Below are 18,596 nucleotides of genomic sequence, written 5' to 3' on the forward strand. Positions count from 1 at the left end.
ATGCCTGCATCTTCCGCAACCGCCGGTTCTCCAATGGAAGGGCGCTTGCTGCTGACCAATGTCAAACCGGTTTCGTTCGGACCGACTGCGCCTTCGTCCAGCATCGACATCCTGATCGATGCTGACGGCAAGATCGCCGAGTTTGGCCCTTCGCTGAAGGTTCACGGCGATGTGCGCCGTGTCGACGGCAAGGGCGCATGGATTTCCCCGGGCTGGGTCGATCTACACACGCATATCTGGCATGGCGGCACGGATATTTCGGTGCGTCCGCAACTATGCGGCGCCGAACGGGGCGTCACCACCATCGTTGATGCGGGCTCGGCGGGCGAAGCCAATTTCCATGGATTTCGCGAATACATCATTGATCCGGCACGTGAACGTATCAAGGCGTTTCTGAACCTCGGCTCCATCGGGCTCGTAGCCTGCAACCGGGTCAGCGAACTCAGCGATATCAAGTCGATCGATATCGATCGTACCGTTGCCTGCGTTAATGAAAACCGTGATCACATCGTCGGACTGAAGGTGCGTGCCAGCCATGTGATCACCGGCTCCTGGGGTGTCACTCCGGTTAAAGTCGGCAAGAAGCTCGCCAAGATATTGAAAATCCCGATGATGGTGCATGTTGGCGAACCGCCGGCGCTCTATGACGAGGTGCTGGAAATCCTCGGCCCGGGAGACATCATCACCCACTGCTTCAACGGCAAGGTCGGCAGCAGCATCATCGAGGACGACGAGTTGTTCGAACTGGCGGCGCGTTGTGCAGGGGAGGGGATACGCCTCGACATCGGTCACGGCGGCGCATCATTCTCCTTCCGCGTGGCGGAAGTCGCGATCCAGCGCGGACTTCTGCCGTTTTCGATCTCGACCGATATTCATCTGCGCAGCCTGAACTTCGCAGTGTGGGACCTCGGCACCACGATGTCTAAACTCCTGAGCGTCGGGATGCCGTTCGACAAGGTGGTGGAAGCGGTGACGCTCTCTCCGGCGTCTGCGATCAACCTGCCGACCGAGAACCTCCTGTCGGTTGGAACGCGTGCGGATTTCACCATCTTCGAGCTCGCCGATTCCGATCTCACAGTCATCGACTCGATGGGTTACGAAGCAAGGCTCGACAAGCTGTTCGAACCACACTGGGCGGTGCTCGGCAATGAACCGATCGCCGCCAGCCGCTACCAGCCCGTCAAGCCTGAAACATCCGGCGCCATTGCGCCCTATTCATACCGTTGAGGAATTCGCCTTGAGTGACCTATCAAGCCCGGCAATCGATGCCGACGTTTCCCCTTATGATCGCCTCAAGGCGCTGGGCATAATTCTTCCCCCAGCGCCGAGCCCGATCGCGAATTTCGTCACCCACATTCAGGAAGGCAATATGCTGTATCTGTCCGGGCAGGGGCCGCGCGAAGATGACGGTTACATGCATACCGGCAAGGTCGGAGGTTATGTGAGCGTTGACGAAGCTTACAAGCACGCGCGTCTGACCGGCATCAACCTGCTTGCGGTCATGCATTCGGCGCTCGGAGATTTGCGGCGGGTGAAACGTGTGGTGAAGCTTCTGGGCATGGTCAATGCAGTGCCGGATTTTGCCGATCATCCCTCGGTCATCAACGGATGCTCGGACTTGCTGATCAATGTTTTTGGTGAAGCTGGCAATCATGCGCGTTCAGCCGTTGGTTTCAGCTCGCTGCCCGGCAATATCACCGTGGAAATCGAGGCAATCATCTCGTTGAAGGACTAGGTCAGGAATGACTGCGCCAGCCCATTACCGTTTCGATCCGCTCCGCCGAGGCCTTGACCTCGGCCGTGTAGCGATCGGGATTGTCGGTGATCTTCTGTTCAGGCAGAACGATGGAAATGGTGGCAATACAGGCGCCATTGTCATCGCAGATGGGCGAGGCGACGCAGGCCACGGCATAGTCGGATTCGCCCGCCTGTATGGAAATGCGTGCCTGCAAGGCTTGTTTGGCCGACTCGGACAAAACCGATGGATCGATCACAGCACGTCCTGTCGGAGAAGATTTCGCACAATGCTCGAACACGTCCAGCCGTTCCTGTTCCGGGAGATGACCAACAAGCAGGCGGCCGGATGCAGTCCAGTTGAGCGGGACGCGGGTGCCGACGCGGGACGTTACCTGAAAATGCCCCGGCCCGTCAGCCATCGCCAGCACCATCATGTGATCGCCGTCGCGGCCGCAGACCTGCACCGTTTCGCCCGAAACACGGCTGAGGTTGTGCATCTCATGGTTGGCGACATTGAGAAAATCCAGCGAGCGCGCATAGGCAAGACCGTAGTGATAGAGCCGCGCGCCCAGCCAGACAGTGTTATCGCCATTGCGCGACAGAAGGTTCTTCTCGACGAGGTCGTCGATGATCACATAGACGGTGGAAAGGGGGGCGCCAATGGCCTTGGCTATTGCGTAAACGCCAGCCGGACTTCCCGTTTCATACAGATAGTCAAGAACCTGCAGGGCGCGATCGATACCGCTGACACGCGAACGCCGGGCGGTTGTGTCCTCGCGGGCAAGATTCCCGGATGCGTCCATGTCTGATGTCTTCGCGTCCACTTTCAGGCTCCTGCAAATCGCTCAGGTCTCTCGACTCTTTATTACATTATAACGGCATACATGCCAAGCAAACGGAATACTCTACAAGGAGAATACCATGACCGACTCTCATATGCCGCCCGATATACGCCAGTCGCTTGGATTGAGACCCGTGATCAACGTTTCCGGGACAATGACATCACTGGGCGCGTCGATTGTGGTACCGGAGGCGGTCGCCGCTATGAGTGCCATACTCCCGCAATTTGTGGAAATCAACGATCTGCACAAGATGGCGAGCCCGGTAATCGCACGTCTGACGGGCGGCGATGCGGGCTTTGTCACTGCTTCCTGTTCGGCCGGGATCAGCCTCGCCGTGGCGGCGACCATGACCGGAAGCGATCTCGCTGCAATCGAGCGGCTGCCGGACACCACCGGTCTGAAGGACGAAGTGATCATACAGACTGGCCATGTCGTCAGCTATGGCGCGCCGGTTGACCAAGGCATCAGGCTTGCGGGCGCGAAGGCGGTACTCATCGGCCAGGCCACATCCTGCTATCCGTACCATCTCGACGGTGCCATCAATGAGCGCACGGCTGCCGCTGTTTTCGTGGTGTCGCACCACACTGTCCAGTATGGACTGATCGCCCTGAAGAAGTTTGCCGAGGTTTGCCACGCGCGCGGCGTTCCGGTCATCGTCGACGCCGCTTCCGAATACGATCTGAAAATCTTTCTCGCGGAGGGTGCCGACATCGCGCTCTATTCCTCGCACAAGTTCCTCGGCGGACCAACGGGCGGTATTGTTGCCGGGCGCAAGGATCTGGTTCGCAATGCGTTCCTGCAGAATATGGGCATTGGCCGCGGCATGAAGCTTGGCAAGGAAAGCATCCTTGGCACTATCGCAGCACTCGAAGCCTGGGAGAAGCGCGACCATGCCGGTATCCGCGAAAAGGAAACCGGTTATCTCGATCTGTGGAAGCAGACGCTGTCGGGCAAGCCCGGCGTCACCGCCGAGATCGAACCGGATCCAACCCACAATCCGCTCGACCGTTTGCGGGTGACCGTCAACCCGCAGGAAGCGCATATCACAGCGTGGGATCTTGCCGATGCGCTGGCGCGAGGTGCGCACCCGATCATCGTCCGCGATCACGAAGCCGAGCACGGATTTTTCTATATGGATCCATGCAATCTGCATCCGGGCGAGGAGAAAATCGTGGCGAGCCGTCTCGACGAGGAGCTGAGCAAGGCACGAGCCTCGAACGAGATCATCGCAAGCCCGTTCGAAGAACGTTACGCCCGTCGTATGGCTGGTCTGATGCGTTGGCCAGATTGACTGGAGGATAGCTCATGGAAAAGTCCATCGCTCCCGTTCTCTCGGTTTCGAACTTGACCACATCGTTCTTGGCCGATGGTCAATGGCGGCCGGTCGTGCGCAACGTCTCCTTCGACGTTGCGCCCGGCGAAACTGTGGCAATTGTCGGCGAGTCCGGGTCCGGCAAGAGCGTCACATCGCTTTCTGTCATGCGACTTCTGCAAAAGGACAAGAGCCGTATCGAGGGGAAAATCATGCTGGGCGGAAAGGACATTCTCGCCCTGCCGGAGAACCAGATGCGCGGTGTCCGCGGCAATGATGTCGCGATGATCTTCCAAGAACCAATGACCAGCCTCAATCCGCTGTTTACGGTGGGTCAGCAGATCAGCGAGGCATTGCTTTGTCATCACAACATGTCGCGTGCCGAGGCAAAGGCGGAAACCATCCGGCTTCTTGAAAAGGTGCGGATACCTGCTGCGAAATCGCGATTCAATGAATATCCCCATCGCTTCTCGGGCGGGATGCGACAGCGCGTGATGATTGCGATGGCGCTGGCGAGCAAACCAAAACTGCTTATCGCGGATGAACCGACGACAGCTCTGGACGTGACCATTCAAGGCCAGATACTTGATCTTATAAAACTGCTGCAAGACGAGGAGGGCACCTCTGTTCTCTTTATCACCCACGATATGGGTGTCGTGGCAGAGATCGCCGACCGGACCGTGGTCATGTACAATGGCGAGGCGGTCGAAACCGGCAAGACCGAGGATATCTTCGCACGGCCGCAGCATCCCTACACACGTTCGCTGCTGTCAGCAGTTCCGGTTCTGGGCTCGATGAAAGGACGTGAGCGGCCTTTGCGATTTCCGGTAGTCGATCGCGCTACAGGCACATCCGATACACCGGTCGAAGCGGCCGATACGGTGCAGGCGGGGGTCCAGCCGCTTCTCGACGTGCGCAATCTTACGACGCGTTTCAACATCCATTCCGGCATGTTCGGCCAGCTTGAGGGACGGGTGCACGCCGTCGAAAATCTGTCCTTCACCTTGCAGCCCGGCGAAACCCTTTCGCTCGTTGGCGAATCCGGCTGCGGAAAATCAACGACGGGACGCTCGATCATGCGCCTCGTCCAAGCGCAAGCCGGCGAAGTGCTGCTCAATGGCCAGGACGTGCTGACCATGGACCAGAAGCAGTTGCGCGACATGCGCCAGACCATGCAGATGATTTTCCAGGACCCGTTCGCCAGCCTCAATCCTCGTATGACGGTCGGCGCGGCCATTGCCGAGCCGTATCTGGAACACAAGCTTGGAACCCGTGCCGAAGCACGTGAGCGTGTGGCGGATCTACTGGAGCGTGTGGGCCTCACGCCAGCAATGGCAAGTCGCTATCCGCATGAATTCTCCGGCGGCCAGCGTCAGCGCGTCTGCATTGCCCGCGCATTGGCACTCGACCCGAAGATTATCGTTGCTGACGAATCCGTATCGGCACTCGACGTCTCGATAAAGGCGCAGGTCATCAACCTTCTGCTCGACCTGCAGGCTAGCCTGAACCTCGCCTATCTGTTTATCTCGCACGATATCGCCGTGGTCGAACGGGTCAGCCACCGCATCGCGGTAATGTATCTTGGCGAAATCGTCGAAATCGGGCCCCGCGCGGCGATCTTCGAAAATCCGCAGCATCCCTATACGAAAAAGCTGATTTCAGCAGTGCCTGTTCCGGATCCTTCGCGGCGAGGTGTAAAGCGGCCTGTGTCCAATGACGAGATCAAAAGCCCCGTTCGAGCGCCGGATTTCGCAGTTCCGATCCGTCAATATGCCGAGGTTTCGTCGGGACATCTGGTTCAGCTCTGATCAAGCCGGGGCTTGAGACATTGGCCTGATCGTGACATGACATTGCGAGAGCTGCCCCATCATCAGGCGCAGAGCAGGAAAAGCCATGTCCAAGCCCTTTATCGATCACCTGTCTTCCGAACTCGAGGGGCTGAAACAGTCCGGGCTTTATAAGACCGAACGCGTCATCACCTCCAAACAAGCCGGACAGATCGTTGTCGATTCCGGTGAAAAGGTGCTCAACTTCTGCGCCAATAATTATCTCGGACTTGCCGACAACGAAGAACTTGCCGCAGCGGGCAAGGCCGCACTCGACCGCTACGGCTACGGCATGGCTTCGGTACGCTTCATCTGCGGTACGCAAGAGGAACACAAGCAGCTTGAAGCCCGCATCTCCAGCTTCCTCGGTTTGGAGGACACAATCCTTTATTCCAGCTGTTTCGACGCCAATGGCGGCCTATTTGAAACTTTGCTCGGTGAGGAAGACGCAATTATCTCCGACGCTCTCAACCATGCCTCGATTATCGATGGCGTGCGTCTGTCCAAGGCCAAACGTTTCCGCTACGCCAACAATGACATGGCGGCGCTGGAAGAAGAATTGAAGAAAGCTGAAGGCAGTCGCTTCAAGATGATTGCGACCGACGGCGTATTCTCGATGGACGGCATCATCGCCAATCTGCAGGGCGTCTGCGACCTCGCCGACAAATATGGTGCCATGGTCATGGTGGACGACAGCCATGCCGTCGGCTTTGTTGGCAAAAACGGTCGCGGCTCAGCCGAACATTGCGGTGTCGAGGGCCGTGTCGATATCATAACTGGCACCCTGGGTAAGGCACTGGGTGGGGCTTCAGGCGGCTATACATCCGGCAAGAGCGAGGTGGTCGACTGGCTGCGTCAGCGCTCGCGGCCCTATCTTTTTTCAAACACGCTCGCGCCTGTCATTGCGGCAGCATCGCTGAAAGTGTTCGATCTGATTGACCAGGGCGCGGACCTGCGCGCGCGCCTCGCCGCCAATGCCGCGCATTTTCGCCGCGATATGACAAAGCTTGGCTTTAATCTGGCCGGCGCCGATCATCCTATCATTCCGGTGATGCTTGGCGAAGCGACGCTGGCGCAGAAAATGGCGTCGCGCATGCTCGAAAAGGGCGTTTATGTCATCGGTTTCGCCTTCCCTGTGGTGCCAAAAGGCCAAGCTCGTATCCGCACCCAAATGTCCGCCGCCCACACCACGGAAGACGTTGCTCGGGTGATCGAGGTTTTTGCTGAAGTCGGGCGTGATCTTGGCATCATCGGAGCGAAATAGCATGTCGAACATGATGAAGGCACTGGTCAAAGCGAAGGCGGAACCCGGGATCTGGATGGAGCGCGTTCCGGTACCGGAACTTGGTGCAAACGACGTACTGATCCGGGTCAAAAAGTCAGCTATTTGCGGCACTGATGTGCACATCTACAACTGGGACAAGTGGGCTGAGGCCACGATCCCGGTGCCGATGGTCGTGGGTCATGAGTTCAGCGGCGAGATCGCCGAAATTGGTTCTGCCGTGACCAAATACAAGGTCGGGCAGCGCGTCTCCGGTGAAGGCCATATTGTCTGTGGCATTTGCCGCAATTGCCGCGCAGGCAGGGGCCATCTCTGCCGTAACACGCTCGGTGTCGGCGTACACCGGCCCGGTTCCTTTGGCGAATATGTCTGCATTCCGGAAGACAACGTCGTACCGATCCCGGACGATGTTTCCGATGAAATCGCTGCGATCTTCGATCCCTTTGGCAACGCCGTGCATACGGCCCTGAGCTTCGATCTCGTTGGCGAAGATGTGCTGGTTACCGGCGCAGGCCCCATCGGCATCATGGGTGCCCTGGTTGCAAAGCGCTCAGGAGCCCGCAAGGTCGTCATTACCGATATCAATCCGGCGCGCCTCGCGCTCGCCCGCAAACTCGGGATAGATCATGTGGTTGATGCTTCGGCGCAAAACCTCGCCGACGTCATGAAAGACATCGGCATGACCGAGGGTTTCGACGTCGGTCTGGAGATGTCCGGTGCGGCACCAGCTTTTCGCGACATGATTGACAAGATGAACAACGGTGGGAAGATCGCCATTCTCGGCATTGCGCCGACAGGTTTCGAGATCGACTGGAACAAGGTGATCTTCAAGATGCTCAATCTGAAGGGCATCTATGGCCGCGAGATGTTCGAGACCTGGTACAAGATGATCGCCTTCGTGCAAGGGGGTCTCGATCTGTCGCCGATTATAACGCACCGGCTGCCCATCGATGATTTCCAGTCTGGCTTCGATGCGATGCGGTCTGGCAGTTCAGGCAAGGTCGTTTTGAGCTGGTAAGTAAGGGCGTCGTTCCGACAGGACAATGTTTCGGTGAAGTAGCCACCCTCCACCCGAAAGGATCTTGAAGAGCCAACATTTCGGGTTTAACAAGCGGGGGGCGCGATGATACCCGGTGGCCGGCCGAAACGGGAAACAGCAGTATCAAGCAAGACGACAAACCTCGAACGGGGGGCGGGTGCTTTTACTTTGGTGCGGATGCTCCCCTTTACTTATGTAAACGGCGTTACCCATCTTTGCCTACAACGCGGTACCCATGCTGAAGAACTCCCGATTGCGATCGAGACCATCTTCGCTGTCCTCGTGCACCGCGCGCGGACAGGAAATCTCTCCGCGTTGATCCGCATGCACGCGCGAGGCGAGGGGCAGGTTGTTTTGGTACTGGCAGCCCCCGGACAGCGCCGTCCCTCCTCAAATACACTGGCCCGGACATCCGACCCACGCGCATCTTCAGCAACTGAAAGATAACGTCGAAAATTTACTTCATAGACGGTTTTTCGTGCGCGCGCTTCGCGCCGCGGGGCTTCCTGGTCCCGACAGGAACTAAACGCGGGTTAATGTGTAAAGGGATGTGCATTTTTCAGCGAACCGAACCAAGTCGGAAATGCAGGCACTTAATCAGTGACGGACACGGCTATTGAAATCTACTCATTGGATACCCAACTACCTCATCCACCCGTCGATGAGAAATCGAGTTGCCAGCAATGACGCTTGCTTTCTCCGGGAAAAAAGGGCGCTCCCCTCGAACGGGTCGAGCGCCCTTTTTGTAGCCCTATTCATGAGGCAGTTTAGTTCCATCGAGCAGCTAATGTTTTCTGACCTCCTGCAGAAATGCCTGGACGCAGAATTCGACGATACGTATCCCGAAAATGGATCGTTCTTGCTCCAAACGCGGCGCGGCCGACAATATTGGTATTACAGGGGATTTTCCGCAGACCCTCAGGGAGGAGCAGGACAGCAATATCTCAAATATGTGGGTCCAAAAGGCAATGAGGAATTGGACAAACGTGTTCAACATTTTCTCGCTTCAAAACTCAGGCAAGCAGGGATGCCATCGCCCATCGCAATTGAAGGCCAAGTTGTTCAAGCGTTGTCGAAGGCGGGAATGTTTAAGCTTCGTTCGGTGTTGGTTGGTTCCGTGGCGTTCCAAACTTATGGAGGCCTTCTCGGAGTCCGGTTGCCCGACCTTACAATGCGCACAGATGACATTGATGTTGCCCAGTATTTCAGCGTCTCCCAGCAAATCGACGACAAAATCGAAAACCTGGAGCAAGCGTTGAACTCGGTCGATGATAGTTTCTCGCCCGTTTTCCATCCTAATGAACCCAAACTGGATTCGGCAGCCAATGAAACAGTCGAAATTGCAGTTGCGGCAAATGCGATCAACGCGCTTCACAACTGGTGCCTGCTCTCGGGTAGACGTCAGTCAGCGTATTCTCAAGGCCTGTATTACTCATTTCCTGTCACACTTATTACTCATTTTACCTGACGTCTAATACACATTCCCCCACGTTTACCAAGGGCGAGGTGAAGAATTGATCTCAAGCAGAAGAAGGTTACCATCAACCATGAGGAACTCAAAAGTTTGGACATGCCAGCAATGAGGATGGTGTTAGTTGTCAGCGACAATGCTCTGCTTGCCAAGGCAAAACAGGGCCAAAGCGCCCGAATTTCGCCGAGAAGGTCAACGGCAAGCTCACGGTAACTCAGATTAAATAATTCCCGGCAACCGATTGTTATCAGCGGCTCGGCAAGACGCCAGCGGCTGTACATAGTCGCTGGCGTTATTTTTTTGGAAAGACTGAAGCGCTTATACCCTTGTTGATCTCGATTTTGAACCGAAACACCGCAGATAAGTGTTCCGCGCGGCAAGCCCGATCGAAGGGCGGGTGGGTCCAGCGGACAGAACTCGAAAACGTCCTTCTTCACAATCTAACCCGCAGGCCCGGTGTAACCAATCGCATTCGGCCCCCCATTCATCTCTCGAAGCTTGGTTATGTACTGCTGCGGACGCAGCAAGTGGCCGGGCACTTTATAGCCCATGGACCGCGCAATGTCGCCCACGAAGGCATTGCAGTTATACGTGGTCGCTTGCCAAAAGTGCGAACTGGCCTTCAGTTTGCGTATGTAGGCAACGACTTTATTGTATTCGGCTTCGCTCAACATGACCCGCCAGCTCGCCGACCTGTACCTGTCGTCCAGATCACCGTCGCTTTCCCCGGTCTCAGCCGGCACGGGTATGTAATGACCAAGAATGTAGGGAACGACACTATCTGTAGCTGGGGCAAGGCCGGAGACTTCGGGATTGATCATTTGGCCCGCCTCGTCCAGACGGCCAAAAATCACGAAAGTGTGGCCGTAGGTGAGGGCATACCGGGAGCGGAACTCAATGAAGTATTGCCCTTCCTTCTGTTGAAGTGACGAAGTGGGTGAGGGAGCGCCGACTGCCATCGAGCCTTGATTGTTGTAGGTCACGACATTCGGCTTGATTCCAGTATTCGACACACATCCCTCTACCGCCAGGGCAAGCAAGGCTACAAAGACTAGACGACCATTTGCATTCATCATTCATTCCCGAACTCGAGGAGCGAACACCGTCTCAGCGACTGAGCCGTCGTTGTCGCTCGCCACGCATGTGCCTGGACTGAAAACCGCTAGTACGACAACTACCGCGATCAGAAATTCACCGGACGATCTCGTTCCCCAACAAGAGTAGGCGAACACCTGCAAATTACCACAGAAAGCGGTGAAGGCTAACGGCCGATGCAAGGCACAGTTAGTTTCACACAGGAACCAACGGTTCCAACATTGCTGCTCGCGCCCTGATCGCTTGTGCATCCAGCCAAGCGGGAAAACCCCGATCGATATGGGCTTCATAGGCGGATTTTGGTTTGAGCCTACTAACTCAACCTGTTCGTGCCACAAGTACGATGGCGGTATAAGCTGATGGGTTCAGCTAGTGCTCAACGTGAACGCATTTTCCGTGATCAGCCAAGACCTCAATGACCCCGGCATTCGGAGACTTGGCCATGTTTGCACCCTTCGACCATTATTTCGGATACGCAGCCTTAACGCGCTCAAGGGTGGCCCCGCGTCTCGCGCCTGCCGAGAGCCCTGCCGCGATGGCAGCAGGTGTGGAAATGACGAGTGCGCAAGGGCAACCGATCAATAGGGTCGCGAGTCCTTTGTAGACCCACTCGCTCCATAACCCACCCAACAGCAGTGGTGGCAACACGGCAACGAGTGCTGCCACCATCTTGGCCGCCCTGTCTGTCAAAATCCCGAATTAGCTCGCCCAATAGCCAATGAACTGACCGCACGAACTGCAGTGAATGGGTGTCACATTGCGCACGTCGTCGGGAATATCCAGATAGATAGTCCCACAGGCTTTGCAGTCCAGCTTGTGATTCAGGCGCTCCATTTCAAATGCCCCTTGAAACAGAAATGCAGAGTATCGGTCTGTGAGGCGATCTTGGTGTCGCGGCGCTGTGCAATTCCGGACACCGTCAATTCCTGTTCTCAGCTTTGGCAACGAGAACATCTTCGTCTCGTATGCCTTGATCGAATAGCTTCATTACTGTTTGTGCCAGCCGTTCAGCATTCACATGCTCTCTCGGACACCGAATTTGAGTGACGATGAAAAGCCCAAGGGTGCTCGAATTATTGACTGGCAACTCAAGCGGCCGGAGTACAGGGAAGCATTGCGCTCCCGGTTCCTGACGCCTCCGGATAACAAGATACTCGATCAGCTGTTGAAGCGGTTGGAGGAAGCCGAACGCAATCAGGCCAAAAAATGATTGTTCGCACCTAAGCTTGAATTGGGAACGATCAATTTGGCTGCGAGTTGTTGAGGTGCTAAATTGAAACCGGAGCATAAATATGAAAACACTTGCCGAGCTATTCGAACACACCCTCAAAGATGTTTATTACGCCGAGAATGCCATCGCAAAAGCACTTCCAAAAGTATCCAGCGCGGTAAAAAACGTAGAGCTTAAAAAGACCTTGGATGAGCACCTTGCAGAAACAAAGGGCCAGATCAAAACCTTGGAAAAGGTTTTTAAGACCATTGGCGTAAAGGCAGCAGGCGAGAAATGCGATGCGACAGACGGGCTTCTAAAAGAGACCGACGGTATTCTTGCGGAAGCCCAGGGTGTTGCCTTGGAAGCTGGTGCATTGGCAGCCTGTCAAGCCGTGGAGCATTATGAAATCGCCCGTTATGGCTCGCTGCGCGAATGGGCTAAAGTGCTCGGTAATGAGGAGGCCCATGTTCTCTTAAGTGAGATTCTCGACCAGGAAAAAGCCGCAAACAACAAGCTCACAAACTTGGCTGTAACCACTATCAACAAATAGCTTCAGAGCTGGCGCCGGGCTTTCCCAAGGTTGTTAGTCCGGTTCCGCACGACGTCTCCTCACACGCTGACGTACTATGAAAAACAGAAGAACCATTGCACAGCCATGGCGGCCATTGCATAGACACCAAAAGTTCCAACGAATATATCTGCAGTACACACGGTAACAACAAGGACGGGGCGAGTTATGAGCGTTCAGGTCTGCCGAGGTAGGCAGGTTCGGCCCCAAGCTATGTATATCCGTGTTTATAGCAGCCATGGCGAAGACGAATCTTGTCATGGCAGCGTCAGGATGGCTGGCGCTTTACGCCATCTTCACCAGCGTCATTGCAATAGCATTCAGGGAGAGTTTTCCAGCTAATTACTTAAGCCACTGGGATGAGCGCTATTGTTGATTTACCGTGTCGGGGAATGCAACTCACTCGCCAAGTGCTGGCCGCCTGATGTCCATTTCCCCACTCTGAAAAGCCGATCTACATCTTCTGGGCAATCGTTGTCGTCGCTACCCGAATGCTGGTGATAGCCCCCGCCGACAGCATCGGCCGGACGGGATATGCCTCGCCTGCCGTTTCGTCGGCCAAGACCGGAAACCAGAAAAACTGTCCTGTCCGCCTGCCGTCACGTCGGGTTAACGCGACCGACGCTGTCTATGGACAAAACGTATCCAGCTTGATCAGTTCCGCAAAGGCGTTTCAGGCTCGTTTGATGAAACCTGACAATAGGGGGAACGAACCTTTTTCATGGCGGTTATGCTAAATTGCCCGATGGCAATCGAGGAATTGAAATGAAACGGATCGCATTCGCGCTTTACACGTTGGCGTTGTTAGCGGCAGTACGTGCCATCCAACACCGGACAGCAGCAATGGCGATCACGTCCCGAAGACATACGGGAGGGTCTTACTCGGTTGACAAAGCGGCGGCACAGCAGGCGGAAACTCTGGAGCCCGGGCGGGGCCGCAACGCGAAGTCCCCCGCCGAAATTCCGGCATTGGGCTGGAAGGATGTTCTCTTCAGAGTCTACTATTCGTTGCAACAAGATCGGGTCATGCTGATAGCTGCTGGTTCGACCTTCTATTTGCTGTTGGCCCTATTTCCTGCGCTTACGGCCTTCGTTTCTCTTTATGGTTTTCTGGCGGATCGCGCCACAGTTGCCGGCAACATATCGCTGCTTGCTGGAGTTGTGCCGAACGATGCTGTTGCCCTGATCCAAGCTCAGCTTGAGGCCTTGGCAACCCAGGATGTGAAAGCGCTCGGCGTCGGATTTTTTCTGGGCCTGTCGGTGGCGCTTTGGAGCGCGAACAATGGTTTTAAATCCATATTCGAAGCTTTGAACGTCGCGTATGGGGAGAAGGAAAACCGCAGCTTCGTAAGATTGAACCTGATTTCATTCCTTTTTACGTTGGGTGGCCTGTTCTTCGCAATTGTCCTAATCACCGTTCTGGGAGCTATCCCCGCGCTGTTGGCGTCACTCGGATTCGCCGGCTGGAGCGAGGCCCTGATTAACATAGCCAGGTGGCCACTCATGGCGGTAATTGCCGCTCTCGCTGTCTCTGTCCTTTATCGGTTCGGCCCCGACCGCGAATACGCAAAGTGGCGCTGGCTCTCGTTCGGAGCTGTCTTTTCCGCTTTGGTCTGGATCATTGCCTCTGCCGCGTTTACGTTCTATCTCGCCAACTTTGCAGATTACAACGCGACCTACGGGACCTTGGGCGCGGTCGTCGGCCTGATGATGTGGACCTGGATCTCGTTGATAATCCTGATCCTCGGAGCGGAACTCAATGCAGAACTCGAGCAACAAACTGCAATGGACAGCACCACCGGGGCACCGCGCCCCATGGGAGAGCGGGGAGCGGTGGCTGCAGACACTATAGGCGAGGCGACAAGGTAACAAAAACATACGTTTTATAGCTTTAGATATTTGGATTAGTGGGAGATTAATTGGAATGACTATCGAAGAATCCAACAGCAAATTGAACATGGATAAGCTCGTCCACCTGGCAGCCAGATTGGTGGCGGCTTACGTCAGCAATAATGCGGTGCGTGCCGCGGATTTACCGATGTTGCTCAATACCGTGCATGCTGCATTGTCAGGAGCAACTCCCGGAAACGAAGAGACGGCGATTGCCTCGCCTATCCCAGTACCTGCAGTGAACCCCAAAAAGTCGGTGACACCCGATTACCTCATTTGTCTCGAAGACGGCAAGAAGTTCAAATCGTTGAAGCGGCACTTGAAGACTTCCTTTGATCTCACACCCGAAGAATACCGCAAGAGATGGAATCTTGATCCTTCCTATCCGATGGTCGCGCCGAATTACGCCGAGAGTCGATCTCGCCTTGCCAAAACCATGGGGCTCGGTCGAAAGTCGGGGAGGGCGCGTTGATCAGCGGTCAGTCCGTTCCTGGCCGCACGGTTTCCACGGTTAGCGACTCCTCTGGCAGTTGGCTGCAGCAATTCTGTTTCGGACTTTGTCAGGTAAAGCCATACCGCCCAATTCTCCGGGCGAAGCACGACCACTTGGTGATTGTGATACGGTTCCACATCCGGTCCCGGCATCGTTGTTAGCATCGTAAAGGCGCGGGATGATTGCCTTGTCTCTCGCGCCGCCGGCAATCGCCAGGAAAGGTTCGCTATTCAAGGTGAACCGATGCTTCGCCTTTGGATATTTCGTACGCATGAATTCGAAGAAGGCGCTCGCCGGGATAAGGCAACGTTTGCTGTCAGCAAAGTGACGGCGGCCCTCCGATCGAAAGTTGAACACGGGTCCGCCGCGTCCGCTAAGTGGGAAACTGAAATTCATCCGCGAGAGTTCAATATAGTCTCCGGCGGCCCGCATTACGGGAGCCATATCGTTAATCTTAACGTCATCGGCCTGCGGAAGGTCGAGCTCGCTCTGATGGGCAGGCATGTTAAGCTCGAGGCTTTGCATCATGTCGCAATCTTCGGACCAACGGATATGCTGCTCATAATCGTTGCACATAACGGCTAACCTAGTTCAACTTTGCCGTCATTTCGGGGGAGGGCATAGGTTAGAGTCAACATAAACATGGGGGGCTGCAGAACTGGACAGGTGTCTTTTGCCGAGCTTATGCGCTTCGACGAGTTCCGCCCAACCCATCGTTCTTAATTCGAACAGACTGCACTCGCCCCTTGCGCAATGAATCCGCTTGCAATTCGGTCGATGTGCGCAAGTATCCAAGGCATTCAGAAGTGCGGAAAATCTGTTCATGTCCACTCAGCGTTTTACGCTTAAACGCCTCACGACGTCTGCCTTCTTCGTAGGTTGAATGCCTTGTTGGGAAACGCATTTTCCGATTGCGAGACATACGGAGACGACCCGCCAACTGAGGCCTATATGAAGGACTTCCTGGCCAAGGATCACGTGGTTGCCTTGGTCGCGATGGCACACGGAGTTGTGACGGGTGGACTTGTCTCCTATGAACTTGACAAGTTTGAGCAGGCGCGACGTGAGTTCTATATTTATGACCTCGCAGTAGATGAAAAGTATCGTCGGCAAGGAATAGCGATATCCCTTATCAACCACTTAAGAGATATCGCCAAGCGCCGCGGCGCGTGGGTCATATACGTTCAAGCGGATTACGGTGATGACCCGGCGATTGCACTGTACGAAAAGCTCGGCATTCGCGAGGATGTTCTTCATTTTGACATAGTGATTGACCCGTAGCCCAGAAATAGAAATAGAAACCAACTTCGCGAGCCCGCAATGGACGTGTGGTTCACCGTCCGGCCCAGGTGAATTGGAAGCAGCGTTTGACGGCAAACACGGTTGGTTCTGACGCAATCGCACGGGGAGCGATGTCACAATCAAGCTCAACACATCGGGTGCTTATTCAAACATCGAAAAGATGATGTAGCCCTATAGTCGCTCGGCAGCCGATAGTGAGCCTTCTATACTAACGGACCGCAGGAGTGTCTTGCGGTCCACTCGCGCCAGCCGAATGAATTGCTTCGCTTATTCAGGAATGTGCTTCCTGTTCGCGTGCTCGGTAGAGGGCGTCGATAGCCGTCTGGATTTCCACCAGATTCTTGAGCGGTCCAGGGTTTGCGCCGTTTTGTGCAATCTGCAGAATTTCCTGGCGACGCGAGGAAATCAATTCCTTTATCGCCGCGTCGATTTCCTTGACGTGCTGTGCTGCCATGTGAGTCCTCCAAGACGGCTGAAGTCGTGATGTGCCGTTTGGACAGGCCGAAGTCAATCAACGAAGTCGAGGCGCGATTTTTGCCGTCTCGCTGGCACGCCATGTAGGAAGCAGTCAACCGGGTCATTCCACCGTCTGCCATTAACCTGCTCGACTCATGTCGGCTATCCCGAGGCCATAGTCGGAGCATCCGACCACCGTTTCCCGCAAAGCTTGAGCAACGCAGTTCCTAAAACGTGCCTTCTGCGGATCTTTACTGGAAATACTGAAAGCGCAAAATCAAAACGGGGCTTGCAATGACTATCGCTGTCACCAGAAACAATCCTATGAGGGCTACCGTTGCCATCTGTCCCGAGAATCGATAGCCAAAAAGATAAAGTTCGCGATTTCTTGACCGAATCATATCCCACCTCCATTAGTTCGGTTGCCACTTGACTAGCTTCCATGCTTGGCTGAAACGAGCGATTACCTACTTGGTTGCAGCAGCTGGGCATTTGACAAATCCGGCTGCAAAAGTTTCGTCTTGGGGTTAATCCAAATCTTATGTTTGAATTGCTGATCGTCGGTTTTCTTATTCTCCTGAACGGAGTTTTCGCACTATCTGAGCTTGCGGTGGTCTCGGCACGTAAAGCCCGACTGGAGATGTTGCTTGATCGCGGTGTCGCGGGAGCAAGCGCGGCCATTGCGCTTTCGGAGAATCCCGGGAAGTTCTTATCAACAGTTCAAATCGGCATCACACTCGTCGGTATCATCGCGGGTGCGTTTTCCGGTGCAACACTTGGATCGCGCATGAGCGTATTCCTTGCTGGTGTAGGCGTGCGTGCCGATATCGCCGATGTCGCAGGGTATGCTCTCGTTATCGGTATCATCACCTATCTTTCGGTAATCATCGGTGAACTCGTTCCCAAACATCTGGCATTGAAGAACCCGGAGCGCATTGCCTGCTTCATCGCCCGCCCCATGAACGTCCTGTCGCTTGTCGCTGCGCCGGCGGTCTGGGCGTTGGATGCGTCGACGCGCGGTGTGTTTAGGCTCCTTGGTATATCGACTGCTTCCGAAAGCGCCATAACCGACGAAGAGATCCTGACGATTGTTGCCGAGGCGGGCAGCACAGGCGTGATCGAGGAAGCAGAGCGCTCAATGATATCGGGTGTCATCAGGCTCGGCGATCGCAGCGTTCGGGCTGTGATGACCCCGCGGACCGAGGTCGAAATGGTCGACGTCGGCGAAGATGCGGTGTCATTGAAACGCAAACTCATCGCAGCCAACCATTCCTGTCTCCCGGCGTTTGACGGTGACCGCGACAACGTTGTCGGCGTCATCATGCTTCGGGATATGATCGAGCCGATGCTTGCATCCTCGGCGGTGGTCATCCGCGACCACGTGCGTCATGCTCCGATCATTCCCGACACGATGGATGCCTTGGCGGCGCTCAAGGTCCTGCGAAATGCCGATGTGCCAATGGCGCTCGTTCATGACGAATATGGTCACTTTGAGGGACTTTTGACGCCCGGCGACATTCTTGATGCCATCGCGGGTGCGTTCCGCTCGGATGAGGATCAGTCAGAGAATGAGGCGGTGCGGCGGGAGGACGGATCCTGGCTTCTTGCGGGTTGGATGCCAGTCGATGAAATGGCGGAGTTGCTCGGTCTCGACCTACCTGAACACCGCCACTACGAGACGGTAGCGGGCTTTGTGATCGATCACTTGGAAAGGATTCCCGTAACCGGAGAGGCCATAGAAGTCGACAATTGGCGATTCGAGGTCGTCGACCTTGATCACCGCCGCGTCGACAAAGTCTTGGCGTCCCGCTTGTAGCAGATCGGGTCTAAAGTTAGGGGAGGTCCTGTCCAGTTCTGGTCGGTCCAGAACGTGGCTCCCGGCGATAGATGTCATCTTAAATGATAGTCAATGTAACGCCATCGAACGCACAGAGTTCGAAGATGCCAACAATCAATCCAGCCGGTTCGAAAGGTTACCGGAGTAAACGGCGGTTATGGACGCAAAAGCAACAGCTACAAAACCGCACGGACGTTCCATAATATTGATTATGCCACATTGGATGTGTAGGA

General features: G+C 55.3%; 17 protein-coding genes and 2 pseudogenes. 14 read left to right on the plus strand and 5 right to left on the minus strand.

What is annotated here, in order from left to right:
- Both LB462_RS25055 and LB462_RS25060 read left to right on the plus strand, forming a co-directional pair.
- Entirely contained in the window at positions 1-1,227 is a 1,227-nt protein-coding gene (locus LB462_RS25055) for an amidohydrolase/deacetylase family metallohydrolase (protein WP_224513644.1), read from the plus strand.
- Between the two features lie 10 nt (positions 1,228-1,237).
- Positions 1,238-1,735 carry a RidA family protein gene (locus LB462_RS25060; protein ID WP_224513646.1) on the plus strand — a complete coding sequence of 166 codons (498 nt, stop codon included), beginning with the start codon at positions 1,238-1,240 and terminating at the stop codon, positions 1,733-1,735.
- 1 nt (position 1,736) lies between these two features.
- On the opposite strand, the gene LB462_RS25065 is transcribed toward LB462_RS25060, so the two are convergent.
- Positions 1,737-2,567, minus strand: coding sequence for an IclR family transcriptional regulator (locus LB462_RS25065; protein WP_370637291.1), 831 nt, complete (start codon positions 2,565-2,567; stop codon positions 1,737-1,739).
- A gap of 106 nt (positions 2,568-2,673) precedes the next feature.
- Here LB462_RS25065 and LB462_RS25070 point away from each other — a divergent pair, with 106 nt between their 5' ends.
- From LB462_RS25070 to LB462_RS25095, 6 genes and pseudogenes are all read left to right on the plus strand, one after another.
- Positions 2,674-3,870 carry an aminotransferase class V-fold PLP-dependent enzyme gene (locus tag LB462_RS25070; RefSeq protein WP_224513689.1) on the plus strand — a complete coding sequence of 399 codons (1,197 nt, stop codon included), beginning with the start codon at positions 2,674-2,676 and terminating at the stop codon, positions 3,868-3,870.
- A 14-nt stretch (positions 3,871-3,884) separates the two neighbouring features.
- Entirely contained in the window at positions 3,885-5,699 is a 1,815-nt protein-coding gene (locus tag LB462_RS25075) for an ABC transporter ATP-binding protein (protein WP_224513647.1), read from the plus strand.
- 85 nt (positions 5,700-5,784) lie between these two features.
- Complete coding sequence (locus LB462_RS25080) at positions 5,785-6,981, plus strand: glycine C-acetyltransferase (RefSeq protein ID WP_224513649.1); 1,197 nt, start codon at positions 5,785-5,787, stop codon at positions 6,979-6,981.
- Between the two features lies 1 nt (position 6,982).
- Positions 6,983-8,017, plus strand: coding sequence for an L-threonine 3-dehydrogenase (gene tdh, locus LB462_RS25085; RefSeq protein ID WP_224513651.1), 1,035 nt, complete (start codon positions 6,983-6,985; stop codon positions 8,015-8,017).
- Positions 8,018-8,825: 808 nt separating this feature from the next.
- On the plus strand, positions 8,826-9,506 hold the full coding sequence (locus tag LB462_RS25090) for a GSU2403 family nucleotidyltransferase fold protein (protein ID WP_224513653.1): 681 nt from the start codon (positions 8,826-8,828) through the stop codon (positions 9,504-9,506).
- Positions 9,503-9,736, plus strand: a pseudogene (locus LB462_RS25095) (copper-binding protein). Before LB462_RS25090 ends, LB462_RS25095 begins: the two are co-directional and overlap by 4 nt.
- A gap of 213 nt (positions 9,737-9,949) precedes the next feature.
- On the opposite strand, the gene LB462_RS25100 reads toward LB462_RS25095, so the two are convergent.
- Both LB462_RS25100 and LB462_RS25105 read right to left on the minus strand, forming a co-directional pair.
- Positions 9,950-10,585 carry a hypothetical protein gene (locus LB462_RS25100; protein WP_224513655.1) on the minus strand — a complete coding sequence of 212 codons (636 nt, stop codon included), beginning with the start codon at positions 10,583-10,585 and terminating at the stop codon, positions 9,950-9,952.
- A 508-nt stretch (positions 10,586-11,093) separates the two neighbouring features.
- A pseudogene (locus LB462_RS25105) lies at positions 11,094-11,273 on the minus strand (hypothetical protein); the annotation flags it as partial.
- 370 nt (positions 11,274-11,643) lie between these two features.
- Here LB462_RS25105 and LB462_RS25110 point away from each other — a divergent pair.
- The 4 genes from LB462_RS25110 to LB462_RS25125 all read left to right on the plus strand — a co-directional run bounded on the left by LB462_RS25110 (position 11,644) and on the right by LB462_RS25125 (position 14,747).
- A complete protein-coding gene (locus LB462_RS25110) occupies positions 11,644-11,814 on the plus strand; it encodes a hypothetical protein (RefSeq protein WP_224513657.1) in 171 nt (56 codons plus the stop codon).
- Positions 11,815-11,896: 82 nt separating this feature from the next.
- Entirely contained in the window at positions 11,897-12,367 is a 471-nt protein-coding gene (locus tag LB462_RS25115; RefSeq protein ID WP_224513659.1) for a YciE/YciF ferroxidase family protein, read from the plus strand.
- A gap of 783 nt (positions 12,368-13,150) precedes the next feature.
- Complete coding sequence (locus LB462_RS25120) at positions 13,151-14,254, plus strand: YihY/virulence factor BrkB family protein (protein WP_224513661.1); 1,104 nt, start codon at positions 13,151-13,153, stop codon at positions 14,252-14,254.
- A 55-nt stretch (positions 14,255-14,309) separates the two neighbouring features.
- Positions 14,310-14,747 (plus strand): Ros/MucR family transcriptional regulator, encoded by a 438-nt coding sequence (locus LB462_RS25125; protein ID WP_224513662.1) that lies wholly within the window; start codon positions 14,310-14,312, stop codon positions 14,745-14,747.
- Between the two features lie 39 nt (positions 14,748-14,786).
- Here LB462_RS25125 and LB462_RS25130 read toward each other — a convergent pair whose 3' ends face one another.
- On the minus strand, positions 14,787-15,296 hold the full coding sequence (locus tag LB462_RS25130; protein WP_224513664.1) for an SOS response-associated peptidase family protein: 510 nt from the start codon (positions 15,294-15,296) through the stop codon (positions 14,787-14,789).
- A gap of 351 nt (positions 15,297-15,647) precedes the next feature.
- Between LB462_RS25130 and LB462_RS25135 the strand changes: the two genes are divergently transcribed.
- Positions 15,648-16,049 carry an AAC(3)-I family aminoglycoside N-acetyltransferase gene (locus LB462_RS25135; protein WP_224513666.1) on the plus strand — a complete coding sequence of 134 codons (402 nt, stop codon included), beginning with the start codon at positions 15,648-15,650 and terminating at the stop codon, positions 16,047-16,049.
- Positions 16,050-16,341: 292 nt separating this feature from the next.
- Here LB462_RS25135 and LB462_RS25140 read toward each other — a convergent pair whose 3' ends face one another.
- On the minus strand, positions 16,342-16,524 hold the full coding sequence (locus tag LB462_RS25140) for a hypothetical protein (protein ID WP_224513668.1): 183 nt from the start codon (positions 16,522-16,524) through the stop codon (positions 16,342-16,344).
- A gap of 543 nt (positions 16,525-17,067) precedes the next feature.
- Between LB462_RS25140 and LB462_RS25145 the strand changes: the two genes are divergently transcribed.
- Positions 17,068-18,342 carry a hemolysin family protein gene (locus LB462_RS25145; protein ID WP_224513670.1) on the plus strand — a complete coding sequence of 425 codons (1,275 nt, stop codon included), beginning with the start codon at positions 17,068-17,070 and terminating at the stop codon, positions 18,340-18,342.
- Positions 18,343-18,596 lie beyond the last annotated feature (254 nt).

The organism is Phyllobacterium chamaecytisi, assembly GCF_020164455.1.
Lineage (GTDB): Bacteria > Pseudomonadota > Alphaproteobacteria > Rhizobiales > Rhizobiaceae > Phyllobacterium > Phyllobacterium chamaecytisi.

Excerpts from the sequence above, each read along its gene's own strand:
- LB462_RS25070 (WP_224513689.1), top strand. The coding sequence starts at position 2,674 with ATGCCGCCCGATATACGCCAGTCGCTTGGATTGAGACCCGTGATCAAC.
- LB462_RS25100 (WP_224513655.1), bottom strand. The coding sequence starts at position 10,585 with ATGATGAATGCAAATGGTCGTCTAGTCTTTGTAGCCTTGCTTGCCCTG.
- LB462_RS25080 (WP_224513649.1), top strand. The coding sequence starts at position 5,785 with ATGTCCAAGCCCTTTATCGATCACCTGTCTTCCGAACTCGAGGGGCTG.
- LB462_RS25140 (WP_224513668.1), bottom strand. The coding sequence starts at position 16,524 with ATGGCAGCACAGCACGTCAAGGAAATCGACGCGGCGATAAAGGAATTG.
- LB462_RS25075 (WP_224513647.1), top strand. The coding sequence starts at position 3,885 with ATGGAAAAGTCCATCGCTCCCGTTCTCTCGGTTTCGAACTTGACCACA.
- LB462_RS25120 (WP_224513661.1), top strand. The coding sequence starts at position 13,151 with ATGAAACGGATCGCATTCGCGCTTTACACGTTGGCGTTGTTAGCGGCA.
- LB462_RS25115 (WP_224513659.1), top strand. The coding sequence starts at position 11,897 with ATGAAAACACTTGCCGAGCTATTCGAACACACCCTCAAAGATGTTTAT.
- LB462_RS25145 (WP_224513670.1), top strand. The coding sequence starts at position 17,068 with ATGTTTGAATTGCTGATCGTCGGTTTTCTTATTCTCCTGAACGGAGTT.
- LB462_RS25130 (WP_224513664.1), bottom strand. The coding sequence starts at position 15,296 with ATGATGCAAAGCCTCGAGCTTAACATGCCTGCCCATCAGAGCGAGCTC.
- tdh (WP_224513651.1), top strand. The coding sequence starts at position 6,983 with ATGTCGAACATGATGAAGGCACTGGTCAAAGCGAAGGCGGAACCCGGG.
- LB462_RS25125 (WP_224513662.1), top strand. The coding sequence starts at position 14,310 with ATGACTATCGAAGAATCCAACAGCAAATTGAACATGGATAAGCTCGTC.
- LB462_RS25090 (WP_224513653.1), top strand. The coding sequence starts at position 8,826 with ATGTTTTCTGACCTCCTGCAGAAATGCCTGGACGCAGAATTCGACGAT.
- LB462_RS25055 (WP_224513644.1), top strand. The coding sequence starts at position 1 with ATGCCTGCATCTTCCGCAACCGCCGGTTCTCCAATGGAAGGGCGCTTG.